Raw genomic sequence first — 18,370 nt, 5'->3', positions numbered from 1 at the left:
CTCCTCATCGTATTTGACCCTGAGATCCGGCACGAGAACTGCCTCCCAACCCTTGTCTCCTTTAATGAGTCCAAGAATTGGGAGGCAGTTCACTGCCGGAGAGGCTCCTTGTCAGATCTATGCGCAGATCAGTTGCTTAGCTTATGCGGTCAGCCAGCACTGCGTCAGGCGAGCGTACGTCGCCGGGTTGAGGTACATATTGTTGACGCGCCCGGACGCAACGTAGGTGTGCTTGTAATAGAACATCGGGATGACGGGGAAGTCGGCGGCTGCGATCTTGTTGGCCTCCTGGTACGCCTTGATGCGCTCCTCGTCGTCGACGATCGTGCGGGCCTTGTCGATGGCCGCGTCGAAGTCCGGGTTGCTGTACTGCGAGTTGTTGTCGCCCGAGCCGGTGTACAGAAGCGGCTGCAGCAGGCCGTCGGCATAGGGGACCTGGATGACCCAGCCCATACGGCCGATCTGGTACGTGCCGCCCTGGACGGCGTCGATGTAGGCAGCCCACTCCTGGACGTCAACAGTGGCGTCGACGCCGCAGGCGGCGAGGTCGGCCTGGACCATCGTCATAATGTCCTCGTTGGAGGCACCGGAGTTGCAGGACAGCGTCAGGCTCAGGCCGCGCTTGCCGTCGGCACCCAGCGTGTAGCCGGCCTTGTCGAAGTACTCGGCAGCCTTGTCCTTGTCACCCTCGGGCGGACAGAAGTCCCAGGCGCCGTCCTCGAAGCCGGGCACGCCGGGAACGAGGATGTTGGAAGCCGGGGCGCGGAAGCCCTGGAAGATGGAGTCGCACATGGCCTGGCGGTTCATGGCGTAGGAGATGGCGATGCGGACGTTCGGGTCCTTCATCACGTCGTCCTTGTTGTTGCACAGCATGTAGTAGATGGACGACTCGTCGCCGTTGAACGTCTGCTTGCCAGGGTTGGCGAGCAGACCGTCGCCGTCGGCCGTGCCGTACATCGTCGTGGCCGTCTGGAACTGGCCGGACGGGATGATCGTGAAGTCGAGGTTGCCGGCCATGAACTCGGTCCACGCCGTCTGATCGTCCGTGTAGATGGAGAACGTCACGGAGTCGATGAACGGCTTCTCGCCCCAGTAGCCGTCGTAGCGCTTGATCTTGATGTACTGCGAGTCAACCCACTCGCCATCCATCATGAAGGGGCCGTTGCCGATGGGGGCAACGCGGAACTTCTGGAAGTCCTCCTCGGTGTCGGTGCTGCCGGCCGGCACGGGCGCGGCGGCAACCTCGGCGGCGATGGAGGGGAAGTCGGCGAACGGGGCCTTGAGGTTCACGACGAACGTGTAGTCGTCGGGGCACTCGACGTCGAGCTCGGTGGCCTCGCCCTTCATCATCTCGTCGGCACCCTTAACCTGCGAGAGCTTATAGCCCAGCGTCGAGGGGGACGGCTTGAAGTCGCTCTTGCACAGACGCTCCCAGGAGTACTTGAAGTCCTTGGACGTCACGGGATTGCCGTTGTGGAACGTGGCGCCCTGGCGCAGGTGGAACGTGAACTGCGTGGCGTCGTCGTTGACATCCCAGCTCTCGGCCGCGAGCGGGACGATCTCGCCCTTCTCCCAGTCATAGGTGCACAGGGGGTCGAACGTGTTGTAGATGACGGAGATGCCCTGGTTCTCCTCGGCGGAGAACGGCTCGATGCCGACGGGGTTCGTCAGGTAGTACTTAAGGTCGCCGCCCTGGACAGCATTGGCCGTCGCCTCGTCGGCAAGCGCGGCCGTGGCGCCGCGGCCGGCCATGGCGAGCATGGCGCCGGTGGCGAGGGCGCCGCCGATGAACGTGCGACGATTCATTGCGGGCATGGAGTGCGTGGTGCTCATGAAGTTCCCTTCTCCTGCTTGAATAGGGACGGATTGCCTTCCGTGCGCCGTTGCCGGTGCGGGAGGCAAAACGTGACGACCACAGCGCGAAAACGTACTGAGGTCGTTCTTCGCTTAGGTTATCATAGTAGTGAAACCGGGAGGAAACATTCGCCAAAACGCATGGGTTTACACAGATGAAACGTTTAAGCGGATCTATGCACAGCGTGAGTGGAAACGGCGCATGATATTCCCAAAATCAGAACAGCCCGCCTGCGGTATGCAGACGGGCTGTTGGCGGTGCCGTTGCGCGTGCGGCGCCGGAAAAGCGACCTACGCCTCGCTGACCTGAGCGAGCGGGCGGGCGTTGCGCAGGCGAGCGATCGCCACGTCGCGACCGAGCAGCGCCATGCTCTCGCCCAGGGGCGGCGAGACCTGGTTGCCGCACTCGGCGACGCGGATGGGCTGGAACAGCTTGCGCTTGCCGATGCCGAGCTGCTCAGCCAGCGGCTCGAGCGCACCATCGATGGCCTGCGGCTCCCAGGCATCTGCCGGCAGCGCCTCAAGCGCCGCGATGGCCGCGTCGAGCACGGCGAGCGCCCCGTCCTTGGCGAGGTTCTTGGCGACGGACGTCTCGTCCATCGTGACGTGCTCGCCCTCAAACAGGAAGCGAGCCTTGTCGACGACGTCGCCCAGATGCGTCGTGCGCGGCTTGAGGACGGAGGACAGCAGGTCGAACCAGGCGGCGCGACCTGGCTCGTCGTAGGCGTCTGCGTCCACGAGGCCGGCTGCGGAGAGCAGCGGTACGAGGACGTCGCGCGAGAAGCGCTCGTCCGTCATGGCGGCCAGGTACTCGCCGTTCATCCAGTCGAGCTTCTTCTCGTCGAACACGGAGGGGTTCTTCGAGATGCGGTCGAGCGAGAAGTGCTGGCCGATCTGCTCGGGCGGCACGATCGTCGTCTCGCCGTCGAGCGACCAGCCGAGTAGGGCGAGGTAGTTGACCATGGCCTCGGGCAGATAGCCGCGGTCGCGGTACTCCTCGACGCTCGTGGCGCCGTGGCGCTTCGACAGCTTCTTGCCGTCGGGGCCCAGAATCATTGAGAGGTGGGCGAACGTTGGCACGGGGTAGCCCAGCGCCTCGAACACGAGAACCTGGCGCGGCGTGTTCGACAGGTGGTCGTCGCCGCGGATGATGTGCGTGATGCCCATCTCGCCGTCGTCGACGACTGTGGCAAAGTTGTACGTCGGCGTGCCGTCCGAGCGCACGAGCACCATGTCGTCGAGCTCGCTGGCTTCGAACACGCAGGGGCCGTGCACGGCGTCGTCCACGACGATGGTGCCGCGGTCCTCGGGTACCTTGAGGCGCCACACGTGCGGCTCGCCGGCGTCAATGCGGCGCTGCGCCTCGGCGGGGTCGAGGTTGCGGCACGTGCGCTGGTAGCCCTGGAACGAGTCGCCGCGCTCCTTGGCGGCCGCGCGGGAGGCCTCGAGCTCTTCGGGCGTGCAGAAGCAGGGGTAGGCGTGGCCCGTGTCGATGAGCTTCTGAAGGGCGGCCTGGTAGTGGTCGGCGCGCTGCGTCTGGTAGTAGGGGCCGTGCTCGCCGCCGACCTCGGGGCCCTCGTCCCACGTGAGGCCGAGCCACTTCATGGAGCGCAAGATCTGGTCCGTGTTCTCCTGCGTCGAGCGCTCGGGGTCGGTATCGTCGATGCGCAGCACGAACGTGCCGCCGGTGGCGCGGGCAAAGGCCCAGTTGTAGATGGCGGTGCGGGCGCCGCCCAGGTGCAGGCGTCCCGTCGGGGACGGCGCAAAGCGCACGCGAGGCTTGTCAGACACGGCTGATGACTCCAATCACGCTAATCGGGACAGAAATCCAATCGACCAGTATAGGGCAGGAGGCCCCACACGCTCGCACGCAAGGGCCTCCTGCCCCAAAAACGCGCGGTGGCACATGCCGGGACGCGAGACATGCCCCATTTGTGCACGATCTCGCGGATTTGGCGTGTGGCCCTGTACATGGGAACGCCCCCTCTATACAGTGGAAGCACTCATCGAGAGGGAGGCCGGTTCTTCTGGCGCAGCGCGCGCTTCTTGGACTGTCTCCGTCGAGCATCAGGGACCGAGCCCTATGACGCTCCGGCAACCATCCGCCTCGTGCGGGAACGGTGCCAAATCTCGGCAGGGTCGCGGGCGCAGCGCCTGCGCTCCCTGGAAGATGGGGGTAGACGGGACACCTTCTCACACCCCTGCATGCCAGACTCGCGGGGGGATGCCCTCGCACAAGAGGGCCCGGGCGCACAACCTGCGAGGCGCCGGGCGGAAGGGAGATCCCGACATGGGTCTTCATCAGCAGCGCAACTTCCTCTTCACGTCCGAGAGCGTGACGGAGGGTCACCCCGATAAAGTGTGCGATCAGATCAGCGACGCCGTGCTCGACGCCATCCTTTCCAAGGAGGCCGAGCTTGAGCGGGCCGGCTACGTGTCGCCGACCGGCGAGCCGGCCTGCCTCGAGCGTGTCCGCTGCGCCTGCGAGTGCCTGACGACGACTGGCCTCGTCATGGTGGCGGGCGAGATCCGCACGCAGGCCTACGTCGACGTTGAGTCCATCGCGCGCGGCGTGCTCGAGCGCATCGGCTACACGCGCGCCAAGTTTGGCTTCGACGCCTCGACGTGCAGCGTGCTTTCCGCCATCCACGGCCAGTCGGCCGACATCGCCCAGGGCGTCGACGAGAGCTACGAGGTCCAGCAGGCGCTCGTGGAGTCGGATGACCCGCTCGACCTTATCGGCGCGGGCGACCAGGGCATGATGTTCGGCTACGCCGTGCGCGAGACGCCCGAGCTCATGCCGATGCCCATCCACCTCGCCCATCGCCTCGCGGAGCGCCTTGCGGCCGTGCGTAAGGATGACACGCTCGACTACCTGCGCCCCGACGGCAAGACGCAGGTCACGGTACGCTACGAGAACGGAGCGCCCGTCGCCATCGACAAGATCGTCGTCTCGACGCAGCATGACGAGTGCATTGTCTCCCAGCAACTCATCCGCGACGACATCACGCGCACCGTCATCGCGCCCGTGCTCGACGAGGCGGGCATCGCCTGGCGCGACGCCGAGATCTACGTCAACCCGACGGGGCGCTTCGTCGTCGGCGGCCCCATGGGCGACTGCGGTCTGACGGGGCGCAAGATCATCGTTGACACGTACGGCGGTATGGGCCGCCACGGCGGCGGCGCGTTCTCGGGCAAGGACTGCACGAAGGTTGACCGCTCTGGCGCGTATGCGGCGCGCTGGGTGGCGAAGAACATCGTGGCCGCCGGCCTGGCCGACGAGTGTGAGCTGCAGTTTGCCTACGCCATCGGCGTCGCGCGCCCCCTGTCGCTCACCGTCGACGCCCACGGCAGCGAGCACGTGCCTGTGAACGTCATCGAGGATGCCGTGCAGCACGTGTTTGACCTGCGCCCGGGCGCCATCATCCGCGACCTCGACCTGCGCCGCCCCGTCTTTTCGAAGACGGCGGCCTACGGGCACTTCGGCCGCCCCGACCCCGACTTCACGTGGGAGAGCACCTCGCGCGCCGACGCGCTGCGCTCGTTTGCGGCGCAGGCCGGCTACGAGCTGTAGCGAGCGCCATCGCATGCCCTACGCCCACGTCGTCGTTGACATCCCGACGCGCGCGCTCGACCGCGCGTTCGACTACTCCGTGCCTGACGAGCTGGTCGACGCGTGCGTCACGGGCGCCTGCGTGCTTGTGGACTTCGCGCACCGGCCGGCTGTCGGATACGTGCTCGGCGTCTGCCGCGACGCGCCGACGGGTGTCGATCCCGCCAGGGTTCGCCCTGTGCGGCAGGTGCTCGCGCTGCCGATGTTCGACGAGGCGGGCGCCGCGGCCATCGAGTGGATCGCGCGCGAATACGCCTGTCCGCTGCCCCAGGTTGCGCGGCTGTTCTGTCCGCCGGGCTTCACGGCCAAGACCGTGAAGGACCCCGTCACGGGCAAGTGGTCGCTGCGCCAGGAGGCGACGCGCGAGGTCGACGACCGCTGGGTAAGCCTTACGGATGAGGGGCGCTCCTATGAGCCGCCCGCCAACGCCGCCCGCCAGCGTGCCCTGCTCGAGGCCCTCTCGGAGGGACCCGTGCGCCAAAGCGAGCTCGGCTGGACGATGAGCGGCGCATCCTCCGTCGTGGCTGCGCTGGCGAAGCGCGGCGTCGTGCACGTCGAGCGGCGCCGGCGCGTGCGTGGGGCGATGGGCGCGGGCTCCCCGTCGCTGTCGAGCGCTCGCGCGCCCCGACGCAACCTCGACGAGCTGACGCCGGGCCAGCGCGCGGCTCTTGAGGCCATCGTGGCGGCACGCGCGGAGGGACGTGGTGACGTCGTGCTGCTCGACGGCGTGACGGGCAGTGGCAAGACGGAGGTCTACCTCGCTGCCATCGAGCGCACCCTGGCCGACGGGCGCGACGCGGTCGTGCTCGTGCCGGAGATCTCGCTGACGCCCCAGACCGTGGGTCGCTTTCGCTCGCGCTTCGGCGATGCCGTTGCCGTCCTGCACTCCAAGCTGTCGACGGGCGAGCGCTTCGACCAGTGGGACATGGCGCGCACGGGCGAGGCGCGCGTCGTCGTCGGCGCTCGCTCGGCCCTGTTCGCCCCACTGGCAAACCCTGGGCTCTACGTCATCGACGAGGAGCATGAGAGCAGTTACAAGCAGGGGAGCGCCCCGCGCTACCACGCACGTGAAGTCGCTGCCGAGCTTGCTCGCCTACATGGGGCGGCGCTCGTGCTCGGCAGCGCGACCCCGTCGCTCGAGGCGCTCGTACGCTGCGAGCGAGGAACATTCCGCGACGTCTCGTGGACGCGCGTCGAGATGCCCGAGCGCGCCGGCGCGGGCACGCTGCCGCCCGTCGAGGTCGTCGACATGGGCGAGGAGTTTGCGAGCGACTGGCGCTCCATGTTCTCGCGCCCTCTGACGCAGGCCATCAAGGACGTCGTCGAGCGTGGCGAGAAGGCCGTGCTCATGCTGAACCAGCGCGGATTCGCCCGCTGGATGCTGTGCCGTGACTGTGGGTATGTCCCGCGCTGCGAGCACTGCTCGACGTCGCTTACCTACCACGACCGCCCGCGCAAGCTCGTGTGCCACACGTGCGGGGCGGAGTATCCCGTGCCCGCTGTCTGCCCGGAGTGCGGCAGCCACTACTTCAAGATGAGTGGCATGGGTACGCAGCAGGTCGAGGACAAGCTGCGCGTGCAGCTTGATGAGATTGTCGACGGTGGCATTCCCATCGTGCGCATGGATGCCGACACGACAAAGGCCAAGGGCGGCCACGAGCATTGCCTCGAGGAGTTTGATGCCGCGCCAAGCGCCATCCTGCTCGGCACACAGATGATCGCAAAGGGGCTCGATTTTCCCGAGGTGACGCTCGTCGGTGTCATCAACGCGGACACGGTGCTCAAGGTGTGCGACTTCCGCGCCGCCGAGCGCACGTACGATCTGCTTGAGCAGGTGGCGGGCCGAGCGGGCCGCGGCGAGCGGGCGGGGCGCGTCGTCATTCAGACGTACCAGGCACAGCACCCCGCCATCCAGGCTGCCGCGCGCCACGACCGCGCCCTGTTCCTCGACGCCGAGCTGCCGCAGCGCGCCGAGGCCCTCTACCCGCCGTACTGCCGTCTGGCCAACGTCGTCGTGTGGGGTGCGGCGGAGCATGCCGTGCGCGAGGCGGCGGCGCAGGTTGCCAACGCCGTGCGCTCGGGGATCGAAGGAGGCCTGTGTGACGAGGGCTTCTCTGGCCCCGGGGCGTTCATGCCGCAAGTGCTCGGTCCCGTCGAGTGCGTCATCTCGCGCGTGCAGGACCGCTATCGCTGGCACGTCATGGTCAAGGCCGCCCCTGACGCCCCGCTCGGGCCGCTCCTCACCGCGGCCCTCGTCGGCCTGCAGCCGCCTCGGGGCGTGAGCCTTGCCATCGACGTCGACCCGACGGACCTGATGTAGGCTTCGCGGGATGCCTACCGTGCCGTTCTGCGAGGTCACGGGCGGGTACACTATCGCCATCTTATGCTGATAGGGCCCGGGCGACGCGACGATCACACACGTTGCGCCCGGGCATACCGAGGAGGTTCGAAACCAGTGGCTACCGAGATCGTCATTGCACCGGACGAGCGCCTGCGCACGGAGTGCGCCCCCGTCGAGACCATCGACGACGAGGTCATAAAGACGGCCAAGCGCATGGCCAAGATCATGTACAAGAGCGAGGGCTGCGGCATCGCAGCTCCCCAGATCGGCATCCTGCGGCAGATCGTCGTCATTGATACCGAGTGGGGCGACGACGCGCCGAAGAACCCCCTGTTTCTCATCAACCCCGTCATCGTCGAGCAGTCCGAAGAGAAGAAGGAGGGTAACGAGGGCTGTCTGTCCGTTCCGGGCATCTCGCTGTCCATCGAGCGCTCGACGTCCATCACCGTGCGCGCCCTCGACCTGCAGGGCCGCCTCATGCAGTACGAGGCCGCCAACAACCTGTTCTGCGTCTGCCTACAGCACGAGATCGACCACCTGCACGGCATCACGATGCTCGAGCGCCTCTCTCCCGAGAAGCGTCTCGAGGCTATGCGCGAGTACCAGGCGGCGCTCGCAGCGGGCGCGAAGCCGGGCGACACGAGTGCCGACGATGAGTAGCGCGACGCCTTCGTTCGACGACGCGCTCGCGGGTGCCGCCTGTGCCCTCGACGGGGCCCAGGCCATGGCAACTGTGGCGGCTGCCAGTGCCGAGCAGGTTGCTGGCGAGCCGGGCGAGCGGCCGCGTACGCTGCGCGTCATCTTCATGGGGACGCCGGCCTATGCGCTTGGCTCGCTGCGCGCGCTCGCAGCGGCGGAGTTCGTTGAGCTCGCAGCCGTCGTCACGCGCCCCGACGCCGTGTCGGGTCGCGGAAAGAAGCTCATCGCCTCGCCGGTCAAGGAGTTGGCGACGCAGCTTGGCGTGCCTGTCATCGAGACGAAGTCCCTCAGGGGCGACGACGTGCGCGCCCGCCTGCACGATATCGCGCCCGACGTCATCGCTGTGACGGCGTTCGGCGCCATCGTGCCCGACGACCTCATCGCTCTGCCTAAGCTCGCCTGCCTCAACGTGCACGCGTCGCTGCTTCCGCGCTGGCGCGGTGCTGCGCCGATGCAGCGCGCGCTGCTTGCGGGTGACGAGCGCCTCGGCTACTCCGTCATGCGTATCGAGCACGGTCTCGACACGGGCGCCTATTGCCGCCAGGGCAGCGTGTGGGTGGGGGAGCGCACCTATCCCGAGCTGTCGCAGGAACTGTCCCGCATGGGCGGAGAGGCCCTCGTCGACGTCCTGCATGACCTCGCCCTTGGCCGAGAGCTCGCGTGGGTCGAGCAGGACGACAACATGGCGTGCGAGGCCCCGAAGATCGACAAGGCAGAGCTGCGCCTGTCGCCGGAGCTGGACGCGTCTGACAATATGCGCCGCATCCAGGCGTCGTCTGACGAGGCGCCGGCGCGCTGCATTGTTGCGGGCCGCGCCACTCGCGTGCTTGCGGCCCATGTCGTGCGGCCTGATGATGGCCTTCCTGCTGTCGAGCGGGGAAGGGCCGTCGTACACCAGGGTCGCATCCTGCTGGGCTGTGCTGATGGGGTGCTCGAAGTGCTGGCGGTCAAGCCGGACGGCAAACGCGAGATGAGCGCGCGCGAGTTCGCGGCCGGCATCCACGGGACGGATCAAGGCTGGGAGGCCCTGTCATGAGCGAGCGCACAAACGCACGGACCGGACACCCTCGTGTCGGCTCCTCGCCGGCAGGCGCGGAGCGCGTGCGGCTCTCTGCCTCGCGCAAAGCGGCGCTGCGCACGCTCGATATCGCCCGCGAGCGTTCCGCCTACGTGCGCGAACTGCTGAGCTCCCCCCAGGGACGCTCTGGCGTCGAGAGCTTGTCTGAGGAGGACCGCGCGTTCGCGGCCCGTCTCGCGCTTGGCGTCACGGCGACATCGGGCACGCTCGACGAAGCCATCGACGCGCACCTGGCCCCCAAGGCCAAGCTGACGCCCGACGTGCGCGACGCCCTGCGCATCGCAGCGTTCGAGCTGCTCTTCCTCGGCAAGACGCCCCACGCCGCCGTCAGCCAGGGCGTCGAACTCGTCAAGACGCGAGCCAAGAGCGCTGCCGGCCTCGCGAACGCCGTGCTGCGCCGCGTCGCCGAGGGCGCAGACGCGTTCATGGCGCAGAGCGCCGCCCACAGGTACGGCCTGCCCGCGTGGCTCGTCGAGCGTGTCGGCGCCGAGCTGGGGGAGTCGCGTCTCGCCGACTTCGGGGCTGCCGGGCTCGAGCAGGCGCCCACGTTCGTCGCGAGCGTCCCCATGTGGGTCAACGACAAGAAGGCTTCTGAGACGCTGGCGAGCGCTGGCCTGCTCGTGCGCCCGTACGGCGCGGTGCCCGGTTCGTGGCTTGCGGCTGACACGCGCAGCGTCGCGACGTCTCCGCTTGTGAGCGGGCCCGAGATTAAGGTCGTCGTCGCAGACTACGGTGCTCAGCTCGTTGCCTACCTCGGCGCGCCCGAACCCGGCGATCGCATGCTCGAGGTGGGCAGCGGACGCGGCACGAAGTCCATCCTGCTTGCCGGTCATGCCCATCGCCGTGGTGGCGTCGCGCGCATATGGGCGCTCGACGTGCACGCAGGCAAGGGCGAGGCCGCAGCCGCGCGCCTGTCGTTGGCTCGCGTCGACGGCGTGACCCAGGTTGTGGGCGACGCGCGGAGCCTCGATGGCATCGCGGGCTTGCCGCCCCACCTTGACCGCGTGCTCGTTGACGCTCCATGCTCCGGCACGGGCACGTTGCGCCGCCATCCGGAGATCGCCTGGTCGCTCACGCCCGATGACGTACGTGCGTGCTCCGCTCTGCAGGCCGACATCCTGGCGAGCTGCGCCCGCCGCGTCGCTCCCGGTGGCATGCTGACATACGCCACGTGCTCTGTGCTGCGCGAGGAGAACGAGGACGTCGTTGCCGCGTTCCTCGCGAGCGAGGCAGGGGCTGGCTTCGAGGTTGTGCCCGTCAGCGACATTGCCCGCTCTGCGGGGCTGGCCGATCTGGCGGACGAGCTGGCCGACACCCGCGAGACGCCGGAGGGGTACCTTCGCACTTACCCGAGCGTTGGCGGCCCAGACGGGCACTTCTGTGCCGTGCTGCGCCTGCGGGACTGAGGCACGGCATCTGCTGCGTTGCCGGGGTTCTCGCGTATTTTCTACGCGTCGGGCCACGGTGCCTTGCATCTGTGGCACCTCAGCCCCGCGGGAGGTCGCTGTCACTGTGCCCGTTCTGTAGATGTGTGCATGTTTGTATGGGACGTTGCGGGCAGGGCGTTTGGTCGGTGCCCATTGGGTACCATGGCTGGTGGCTTGTAGACAACGGTTGTACGAAAGAGGTTGCTTGGCATGGCGCGCTACGATTATCGATGCCCGAACTGCGACGTGGTCTTTGAAGTGTCCCACGGCATGATGGAGCATCCCGTCGTCACGTGCCCGACGTGCGGTACCGTTGCCCAGCGCGTCTTTGACCCCAGCGGCATCGTGCTCAAGGGCAGTGGCTTCTACAACACGGACATGCGCGGCAAGTCCGGCGGCACCCAGGGTACTTCGGGCAGTTCCGAAAGCACGGAGCTTGCCAAGACGTCCTCTGGCTCCAAGGAGATCAAAAAGCACGACGACGGTGGCGTCAAGGATCTTGCGAAGAGCTCAGACAAGCCAGCCAAGCCGGCTGCGGCGCCTTCGTCCACCTCGGCTGACAAAAAATAGGCTCTACGGCGTGTCTCCAAAGGATGGGAGCATGCCTTTTTCATACGCTCGGGAGCCGCAAGGAAGGCGGCTGAGAGGTGGCCCCGCGGCCACGACCGACAAGGACCGCGCCGGTAATGCGGCGCGCGCAGAAAGGGTGATCCCATGGCTCAGGGCACGCTCGACCTCGCGGGCATTTTTGAGAATGTCCGCTCCGTTACGCCGCTTGTCCACTGCATCACGAACTACGTAACGGTGCACGATGTCGCCAACGTCCTCATCGCGTGCGGTGGTTCGCCGATCATGAGCGATGAGCCGCGTGACGTCGAGGACATTCAGGGCATCTGCGGGGGCCTCGTCATCAACATCGGCACGCTGTGCGACCGATCCATCGAGGCCATGCGCCGCTCTCAGACCGTTGCTCGCGCGACGTCCCATCCCATCGTGCTCGACCCCGTTGGCGCGGGCGCGAGCGCGCTGCGCACCCAGACGGCAGCTGCCGTGCTCGAGGCGGGCGGCGTGACATGCGTCCGCGGCAACATCTCCGAGATAAAGGCATTGGCGAGCGGCTCGACGACGACGCGCGGCGTTGACGCTGCCACCTGCGACGCCGTCTCGGATGAGAACATCGCCGACGTCGCCTCCTACCTGCGTCGCCTGGCCGGCGTGACCGGAGCCGTCGTTGCGGCGTCCGGTGCCATCGACCTTGTGAGCGACGCGCAGCGCACGTACGCCATCCGCAACGGACACGAGCGCATGGCGGGCATCACGGGCTCGGGCTGCATGCTGAGCGCCGTGACGGCAGCCTACCTCGTCGCGAACCCCTCCTGCCCGCTCGACGCCGTGGCCTGCGCCTTCGCCATGTATGGCCTGGCTGGCGAGAAAGCGGCTCAGCGTGCCGAGCGCGAGGGCGTCGGAAACGCGACGTACTCGAACTATCTGATTGACGCCGTGTGCCTGATGGAAGCGGACACGCTCGTCAGCGGCGCTCGCGTCGAGGTTGTCGAGTAATGCACGCTACTCTCCCGCCTCTCGGTACCCCCGCCCGCCGTGGCCGCATCGCCGCGGCCCTGCGCGTCTACGCTGTCACGGACTCACGCTGGCTCGACGGACGTTCGCTTGAGGACGTCGTGGCACAGGCCATCGAGGGCGGCGCGACGTTTGTGCAGCTGCGCGAGAAGGACGTATCCCACGAGGAACGCTGCGAGCTGGCGCGGCGCGTCCTGCCCGTCTGCCGGGCTCGGGGCGTTCCGTTCGTCATAGACGACGACGTGGCGTGCGCGCGCGAGGTCGGGGCCGACGGCGTGCACGTGGGTCAGAGCGACGCCTCTTGCCTTGCCGCCCGTCGTGAGCTCGGGCCCGACGCCATCGTCGGGGTCTCCGCTTCCACGCCGGACGAGGCACGCCAGGCGCTCGAGGCCGGGGCGGACTACCTCGGGGTCGGCGCCGTGTGGGCGACGCCGACGAAGCGCGACGCAGACGCGCTGGGCATCGATGGCCTCACGAGCGTCTGCGCCGCGACGCCGCTGCCCGCAGTTGCGATTGGGGGCATCCACGCCGGAAACGCCGCCTCTCTCGCCCCTGCGGGTGTGGCGGGCGTCGCCGTCGTCTCCGCCCTGTTCGCCGTGAGCGATCCGGTGTCGGCCGCGCGCGAGCTCGTCGCGGCTACGAACGGCTTTGAGAGGGCGGCGCGACCCTATCGCCTCCCGTCAGTTCTCACGATCGCAGGCAGCGACTCGTCGGGCGGTGCGGGCATCCAGGCGGACCTTAAGACGATCGGTGCGCTGGGTTGCTACGGCCAGAGCGTCCTGTGTGCGTTGACGGCCCAGAACACCTATGGCGTGCGTGCGTCCCGGCTCATGGAGCCGACGTTCATCGAGGCCCAGCTTGACGCCGTGTTCTCCGACATGCGCCCCGACGCCGTAAAGGTCGGTATGGTCGGCGGCCCGGCCCAGGTTCACGCCGTTGCGGGATTTCTGCGCAAGGCTGGCGACGTCCCAGTTGTCGTCGACCCTGTCCTCGTGGCGACGAGCGGTGCCTCGTTGGCGTCGGACGGCACGGCCCGAGCCCTCATCGATGAGCTTTTTCCGCTCGCGAGCGTCGTGACGCCGAACGTCCCCGAGGCGCGCGCCCTGTGCCAGGTAGCGTGTGACGTCGGTCTGCTTGCGGGCGAGCCGGTGGGGGAGGACTGCGAGTCCATGGCGTACGCCCTGGCCAAGCTGACGCGTGGGGCGGTTCTCGTCAAGGGCGGGCACCTCGACTTGCCTGCTGACGGTCTGTGTCACGACGCCCTGCTCCTGCAGGGTAAACGCGAGCCGCTCGATCTTGTTGACGTGCGCATCGACACGCCAAACACGCACGGCACGGGCTGCACGCTGTCCTCTGCCATCGCGTGCGGGCTGGCCCAGGGGCTTGGCGTGGAGGTCGCCGTCCGTGCCGCGAAGCGCTACCTGACAGACTGTCTGGCGGCCGGCCTCGTCCAGAGCGACTCGCACAACGGTCCGCTCGACCACTTCGCCCGCCTGCGACAGGGTGCGGCTCCCGCGTTGCACGACGGCGGCCTGCGATGAGCGCAGCACTTGCAAGCGCCTCGAGGGATCGTGACGTGCTCGTCGTCGGCGGCTCGCCCGTACGCCCGAGCCCGGCCCTCATGAGCCGCCTTGCGTCGACGGGTCCCCTGGTCATCGCCTGCGATTCCGGCGCAGACGCCTGCGAGGCGGCGGGCGTCCGCATCGACGTCCTCATCGGCGACAACGACTCCATCTCGCCCACTGCTCTGCGGCACGCGCGGGCTTGCCACGCCACGCAGGTCGATTATCCGATGGACAAGGATGACGTCGACCTTGGCCTCGCTGTCTCCTGGGTGCGCGAGAACGTCACGCATCTCGGCAGGCTGGTGGTGACCGGCGTCTCGGGAGGGCGGCTCGACCACGAGCTCGCCGCCATGGGGACGCTGGCGCGCTGCGCCGACCTGGGACCTGTCCTGGAGGAAGACGTGTTCGAGGCGCGCATTCTCTCTCCGTCAGGCACTTCCACCTGGAACCTTACGCCACAGCACGCCGGTCGCACGCTCTCGGTTGTCGCGATGCTCGGCTCCGCCGTCGTCTCCGAGCGCGGCATGCGCTGGGACGTTGACCACGCGATGCTTGCGCCCCTGGGAGACCTCGGCGTCTCGAACGTGGTCGAGCGCGAGGGCGCGTCCGTGACCGTACACGAGGGCGTGACGCTTGTCATCGTGCAGCGCTCGCCGATAGCCAAGCACGTCACGACGCTCGAGGAGGCTGATCCGTGCGATGACATACGAGGCCGATGAACTCGTCGAGGCTCAGCGCCAGATCGACTCGACGCTGCACAAGCTGCGCGAGGCCGTGAAGACGCTCGAGGCGAAGGAGCATCCGGAGCGTCTGAAGTCTCAGATGACGCTTGCCAAGCGCAGGATCGCGGCGTTCACGATCGCGCGTGACCTCGTAGAGCGAGAGCTTATCGATCCGCGCCAATAAACGCACGCAGTTGCGGCAGCATCTCTCTGGCCATCTCGTAGCCGTCGTTGAAGTCGAGCGCAAACTTGTCCGGGTTGTACTCAAAGCGCCCAAGCCTCTGCGCGCGGGGGCGGAATACGAATGCGCTGCCGGCGTCCTCGGCCGCCTCTACCTGCTCGATGGCCTCGTTGTAGTGGATGTGCCGCTTGAGCATGGCATCCTTGAGTCGAGGATAGGGTTTGAGCACGTGGCGCAGATAGAGCTCGAGGTGCTGGGGCCCCTTGCGATAGCCCCGCTCGCGCGAGAGGATGAGCACGTGGCGGCGCAGGCCGTCATCGATGGCATGCTGCAGGGGGATGGAGTCCCGGATGCCGCCGTCTGCGTAGACGCTGCCATCGACGCTCGTCTGGGGCATGACGAACGGGATGCTCGACGACGCGACGATGCGCTGGCGCAGGTCGGAGGGCGTCGCGCAGTCGCGCTGGTCCCACCAGGTGAGCTCTCCCGTCTGCGCGCTCGTCGCGGGTATGAGCAGCCGCGCCGTAGAGCGAAGGGCCGGCTCACAAGCGCGCTCTACGAGGAAGTCGATGAACGAGCTCGTGTTGAGGATGCCTTCGCGTGGGGCAACGAAGCCGCGCGCATTGACGAACGAAAGCATGCCGCCACGCTTCATCTGCGAGAAGTCGAGGTCGAGCCTGTCGCCCACGTAGGCGGCAGCGCACAGGGACCCGGACGAGATGCCGATGACGTAGGCAAAGCGCAGGCCTTCGTCGAGCAGGCGCTTGAGCACGCCTCCCGAGTAAAACCCGCGCATCCCGCCGCCTTCGACGATGAGCGATACGTCGCGGATCATCGTGCTCCCTTCTTGGTGGGGGCTACCGGTGCGCAGTGGCGCATCGGATGGGGAGGCGTGACCCATCCGCCAGCATATATGGCGCGCACCTTCTCGTAGCAGCCGTACAACGCTGCGCTGGCATGTTCCCAATCGTTGTCGCGGGCCTCAGAAAGGGCTCGCGCGACCATCTGCTGGATGGAGGGATCTGCACTCAACGCCGTGCACACGGCGCGCTCGAGCGAATCAAGTTGACCCGCGTCAAACGTCAGTCCGTTGACTCCGTTGCGAATCTGCTCGTCTGTGGCGGGAGATGTCGCCGCTACGACGGGAACGCCCGACGCTTGGGCTTCGAGGATGACGAGCCCGAGCGTTTCGGTCGTGCTGGGGAACACGAAGGCGTCTCCCGAGGCAAAAGCGGCTGACAGCTCCTCGCCCTGAAGGAAGCCCGTGAACGTCGTGTTTGTCCCCGCAAAGCGCTCTCGCATGTGGTCGAGCTGAGGGCCGCCACCCACGATGGCGAGCGACCACTCCGGATGTTTGCGCATGAGCGGCACGAGCACGTCGAGCCCTTTCTCGACAGCGACGCGGCCCACATAGACGAGCAGGGGGCGATCGGGGTGTCCTCCCGAGAGGAGATCGCGCATGGAAGCGCTGCGAAAGTGCGGGTCGCGCGCGGCGAGCTCAACACCGCGCGGCAGGACCGTGAGTCCGGAGACGCCCTGCTGTTCGAGATGGGCGCGCATGGCGTTTGACGTCACGAGCGTCATGGGGGCGCAGTTGTGCATCCAGCGCTGGTACGCCATGACGGGGCGCTTGAGCGCGCGCATAAAGGAACCGTAATAGTCGAGGTAGCTCGCGATGTTCGTGTGATACGACGTGACGAGCGGCACGCCATGGCGTCGGGCGAACCTCACAGCAGGTAGTCCGACGAGCGACGGCTGCCAGACGTGCACGATGTCGGGTGCCCAACGCTGCAGGATGCGGCCCACCTCAGGGGAGGGCGTGCCCCAAGGTCGGGAGCGATAGAGCGGGTAGGTTACGGCCCGCACCCCTGCTACCTTAAAGCACCGATACTCGCGGCAGCCCAGGTCAGGCGCAACGATGCACGCGTCGTGGCCGTGATCGGCGAGCCAGTCCAGCGCATGCGTCATGCGCGTGACGACCCCGTCCACCGAAGGGAGGAACGTCTCTGTGACATAGGCGATTCTCATGGGCGGGACAGGGCCTTCCGTTTGGTGGATGGGACAAAAAAGAGGCGCGGCCCCGCATCGAAAGAGCTGGCCGCGCCTGGCAAAGCGATGGGAAGTGGATTACTTCCAGTTCGGAGAGTTGCAGATGAGCGCCGTGTTGATGCGATCCTTGTTCTCCGCCGCCGTGCGAATGAGCGCGGCGAGCGTGTCGTCGTCGAGCAGGTGCGGTTCGAGGCCGAGGTCGATGAGCTTCGTGTTGACGGCCTTGAAGTAGTGGTCGTCCTCACGCTCGATGCGCGGGTTGGCGAGATGCTCGATCGTGCAGTCGAGCCCCATGCCCTGGGCGACGCGCTGGACGGTCGTCGCAAGCTCGTTGACGGAGAACCACTGCGTGAACTGGTTCATGACGCGCAGCTTACCCGCCTCAGCGGGGTTCTCGCAGGCCAGCTCGATGCAGCGCACCGTGTCGACGAGGTTGATGTAGCCGCGCGTCTGGCCGCCGCGTCCGTAGACCGTCAGCGGGTGGCCGATGGCGGCCTGAACGACGAAGCGGTCGAGCGCCGTGCCGAAGATGCCGTCGTAGTCGAAGCGGTTGGCAAGGCGCGGATCGAGGTCGGTTTCGGGCGTGTGCACGTTGTAGACGACGCCCTGGTTGAGATCCGTGGCGCGGATGCCCCACATGCGGCAGGCGAAGTAGATGTTGTTCGTGTCGTGCACCTTGGAGAGGTGATAGAACGAGCCAGGCGTCTTGGGATAGAGGAACGTGTCCTTGCGGCCGTTGTGTTCGACCTCGAGGTAGCCCTCCTCGATGTCGATATTGGGCGTGCCGTACTCGCCCATCGTTCCGAGCTTGACGAGGTGGCAGTCAGGCGCGTACTCCTTGATGGCGTAGAGCACGTTGAGGTTGCCTGTGACGTTGTTTTCCTGGGTCCACACGGCGTGACCACGGTCGATCATGGAATAGGGCGCGCTGCGCTGCTCGGCAAAGTGCACGAACGCCTCGGGTTTGAACTGCGCGAACACCTGGGTCAGGAAATCGTAGTGTAGAAGGTCGCCCTCGAACACGGCGATGTCGCGCCCCGTGACCTCTTTCCAGGCGGCAACGCGCTCCGTGAGCGTGACGATGGGCGTGACGGAGCCGGACTGCAGCTCGGTGTCGATGCGACGACGAACCATGTTGTCGATAATGGCGACGTCGTGACCGAGCTTGGAGAGGTACAGAGCTGTCGGCCATCCGCAGAAGCCGTCACCGCCGGCGACGATGATCCTCATGAAATCAGTCCTTCCAGGTATGCGTATGTGGGT

15 protein-coding genes are annotated in these 18,370 nt (G+C 67.1%); 10 read left to right on the top strand and 5 right to left on the bottom strand.

All coding sequences use genetic code 11. From position 1 onward, the window contains the following. Nucleotides 1-141: 141 nt before the first annotated feature. Nucleotides 142-1,833 carry an ABC transporter substrate-binding protein gene (locus tag KHZ24_01370; protein ID MBS5449854.1) on the bottom strand — a complete coding sequence of 564 codons (1,692 nt, stop codon included), beginning with the start codon at nucleotides 1,831-1,833 and terminating at the stop codon, nucleotides 142-144. Between the two features lie 312 nt (nucleotides 1,834-2,145). Then, complete coding sequence (locus KHZ24_01365) at nucleotides 2,146-3,645, bottom strand: glutamate--tRNA ligase (GenBank protein ID MBS5449853.1); 1,500 nt, start codon at nucleotides 3,643-3,645, stop codon at nucleotides 2,146-2,148. A gap of 499 nt (nucleotides 3,646-4,144) precedes the next feature. Between KHZ24_01365 and metK the strand changes: the two genes are divergently transcribed. The 10 genes from metK (at nucleotide 4,145) to KHZ24_01315 (ending at nucleotide 15,061) form a co-directional block, all read left to right on the top strand. Next, on the top strand, nucleotides 4,145-5,428 hold the full coding sequence (gene metK, locus KHZ24_01360) for a methionine adenosyltransferase (protein MBS5449852.1): 1,284 nt from the start codon (nucleotides 4,145-4,147) through the stop codon (nucleotides 5,426-5,428). A gap of 13 nt (nucleotides 5,429-5,441) precedes the next feature. Then, entirely contained in the window at nucleotides 5,442-7,787 is a 2,346-nt protein-coding gene (gene priA / locus KHZ24_01355; protein ID MBS5449851.1) for a primosomal protein N', read from the top strand. A gap of 63 nt (nucleotides 7,788-7,850) precedes the next feature. Continuing rightward, entirely contained in the window at nucleotides 7,851-8,468 is a 618-nt protein-coding gene (def, locus tag KHZ24_01350) for a peptide deformylase (GenBank protein ID MBS5449850.1), read from the top strand. A gap of 130 nt (nucleotides 8,469-8,598) precedes the next feature. Further along, entirely contained in the window at nucleotides 8,599-9,543 is a 945-nt protein-coding gene (locus KHZ24_01345) for a methionyl-tRNA formyltransferase (protein MBS5449849.1), read from the top strand. After that, nucleotides 9,540-10,991 (top strand): antitermination protein NusB, encoded by a 1,452-nt coding sequence (locus KHZ24_01340; GenBank protein MBS5449848.1) that lies wholly within the window; start codon nucleotides 9,540-9,542, stop codon nucleotides 10,989-10,991. The genes KHZ24_01345 and KHZ24_01340 overlap by 4 nt, the downstream gene beginning before the upstream one ends. A gap of 231 nt (nucleotides 10,992-11,222) precedes the next feature. Further along, complete coding sequence (locus KHZ24_01335) at nucleotides 11,223-11,582, top strand: hypothetical protein (protein MBS5449847.1); 360 nt, start codon at nucleotides 11,223-11,225, stop codon at nucleotides 11,580-11,582. 144 nt (nucleotides 11,583-11,726) lie between these two features. Further along, a complete protein-coding gene (gene thiM, locus KHZ24_01330; protein MBS5449846.1) occupies nucleotides 11,727-12,572 on the top strand; it encodes a hydroxyethylthiazole kinase in 846 nt (281 codons plus the stop codon). Then, nucleotides 12,572-14,131 carry a bifunctional hydroxymethylpyrimidine kinase/phosphomethylpyrimidine kinase gene (thiD, locus tag KHZ24_01325; protein MBS5449845.1) on the top strand — a complete coding sequence of 520 codons (1,560 nt, stop codon included), beginning with the start codon at nucleotides 12,572-12,574 and terminating at the stop codon, nucleotides 14,129-14,131. The genes thiM and thiD overlap by 1 nt, the downstream gene beginning before the upstream one ends. Beyond that, nucleotides 14,128-14,874: a thiamine diphosphokinase gene (locus tag KHZ24_01320; protein MBS5449844.1), complete on the top strand. Its 747-nt coding sequence runs from the start codon at nucleotides 14,128-14,130 to the stop codon at nucleotides 14,872-14,874. The genes thiD and KHZ24_01320 overlap by 4 nt, the downstream gene beginning before the upstream one ends. Beyond that, nucleotides 14,855-15,061, top strand: a complete 207-nt coding sequence (locus KHZ24_01315; protein MBS5449843.1) for a hypothetical protein — start codon at nucleotides 14,855-14,857, stop codon at nucleotides 15,059-15,061. The genes KHZ24_01320 and KHZ24_01315 overlap by 20 nt, the downstream gene beginning before the upstream one ends. On the opposite strand, the gene KHZ24_01310 is transcribed toward KHZ24_01315, so the two are convergent. The 3 genes from KHZ24_01310 to KHZ24_01300 all read right to left on the bottom strand — a co-directional run bounded on the left by KHZ24_01310 (nucleotide 15,042) and on the right by KHZ24_01300 (nucleotide 18,337). Further along, complete coding sequence (locus KHZ24_01310) at nucleotides 15,042-15,893, bottom strand: patatin family protein (GenBank protein MBS5449842.1); 852 nt, start codon at nucleotides 15,891-15,893, stop codon at nucleotides 15,042-15,044. The two genes, KHZ24_01315 and KHZ24_01310, sit on opposite strands and share 20 nt — an antisense overlap. Next, a complete protein-coding gene (locus KHZ24_01305) occupies nucleotides 15,890-17,086 on the bottom strand; it encodes a glycosyltransferase family 1 protein (GenBank protein MBS5449841.1) in 1,197 nt (398 codons plus the stop codon). The genes KHZ24_01310 and KHZ24_01305 overlap by 4 nt, the downstream gene beginning before the upstream one ends. A 99-nt stretch (nucleotides 17,087-17,185) precedes the next feature. After that, the gene (locus KHZ24_01300; GenBank protein ID MBS5449840.1) at nucleotides 17,186-18,337 is read right to left on the bottom strand and encodes an NAD-dependent epimerase/dehydratase family protein; all 1,152 of its coding nucleotides are present in this window, start codon (nucleotides 18,335-18,337) and stop codon (nucleotides 17,186-17,188) included. Between the last annotated feature and the right edge of the window lie 33 nt (nucleotides 18,338-18,370).

This window comes from Coriobacteriia bacterium (assembly GCA_018368455.1).
GTDB lineage: Bacteria > Actinomycetota > Coriobacteriia > Coriobacteriales > UMGS124 > JAGZEG01.
The sequence above is the reverse complement of the archived record's forward strand: the minus strand, read 5'-3'. Positions and strand labels throughout refer to the sequence as shown.

Excerpts from the sequence above, each read along its gene's own strand:
- KHZ24_01370 (MBS5449854.1), bottom strand. The coding sequence starts at position 1,833 with ATGAGCACCACGCACTCCATGCCCGCAATGAATCGTCGCACGTTCATC.
- metK (MBS5449852.1), top strand. The coding sequence starts at position 4,145 with ATGGGTCTTCATCAGCAGCGCAACTTCCTCTTCACGTCCGAGAGCGTG.
- priA (MBS5449851.1), top strand. The coding sequence starts at position 5,442 with ATGCCCTACGCCCACGTCGTCGTTGACATCCCGACGCGCGCGCTCGAC.
- def (MBS5449850.1), top strand. The coding sequence starts at position 7,851 with ATGCTGATAGGGCCCGGGCGACGCGACGATCACACACGTTGCGCCCGG.
- KHZ24_01340 (MBS5449848.1), top strand. The coding sequence starts at position 9,540 with ATGAGCGAGCGCACAAACGCACGGACCGGACACCCTCGTGTCGGCTCC.
- KHZ24_01335 (MBS5449847.1), top strand. The coding sequence starts at position 11,223 with ATGGCGCGCTACGATTATCGATGCCCGAACTGCGACGTGGTCTTTGAA.
- thiM (MBS5449846.1), top strand. The coding sequence starts at position 11,727 with ATGGCTCAGGGCACGCTCGACCTCGCGGGCATTTTTGAGAATGTCCGC.
- thiD (MBS5449845.1), top strand. The coding sequence starts at position 12,572 with ATGCACGCTACTCTCCCGCCTCTCGGTACCCCCGCCCGCCGTGGCCGC.
- KHZ24_01320 (MBS5449844.1), top strand. The coding sequence starts at position 14,128 with ATGAGCGCAGCACTTGCAAGCGCCTCGAGGGATCGTGACGTGCTCGTC.
- KHZ24_01315 (MBS5449843.1), top strand. The coding sequence starts at position 14,855 with ATGACATACGAGGCCGATGAACTCGTCGAGGCTCAGCGCCAGATCGAC.
- KHZ24_01310 (MBS5449842.1), bottom strand. The coding sequence starts at position 15,893 with ATGATCCGCGACGTATCGCTCATCGTCGAAGGCGGCGGGATGCGCGGG.
- KHZ24_01305 (MBS5449841.1), bottom strand. The coding sequence starts at position 17,086 with ATGAGAATCGCCTATGTCACAGAGACGTTCCTCCCTTCGGTGGACGGG.
- KHZ24_01300 (MBS5449840.1), bottom strand. The coding sequence starts at position 18,337 with ATGAGGATCATCGTCGCCGGCGGTGACGGCTTCTGCGGATGGCCGACA.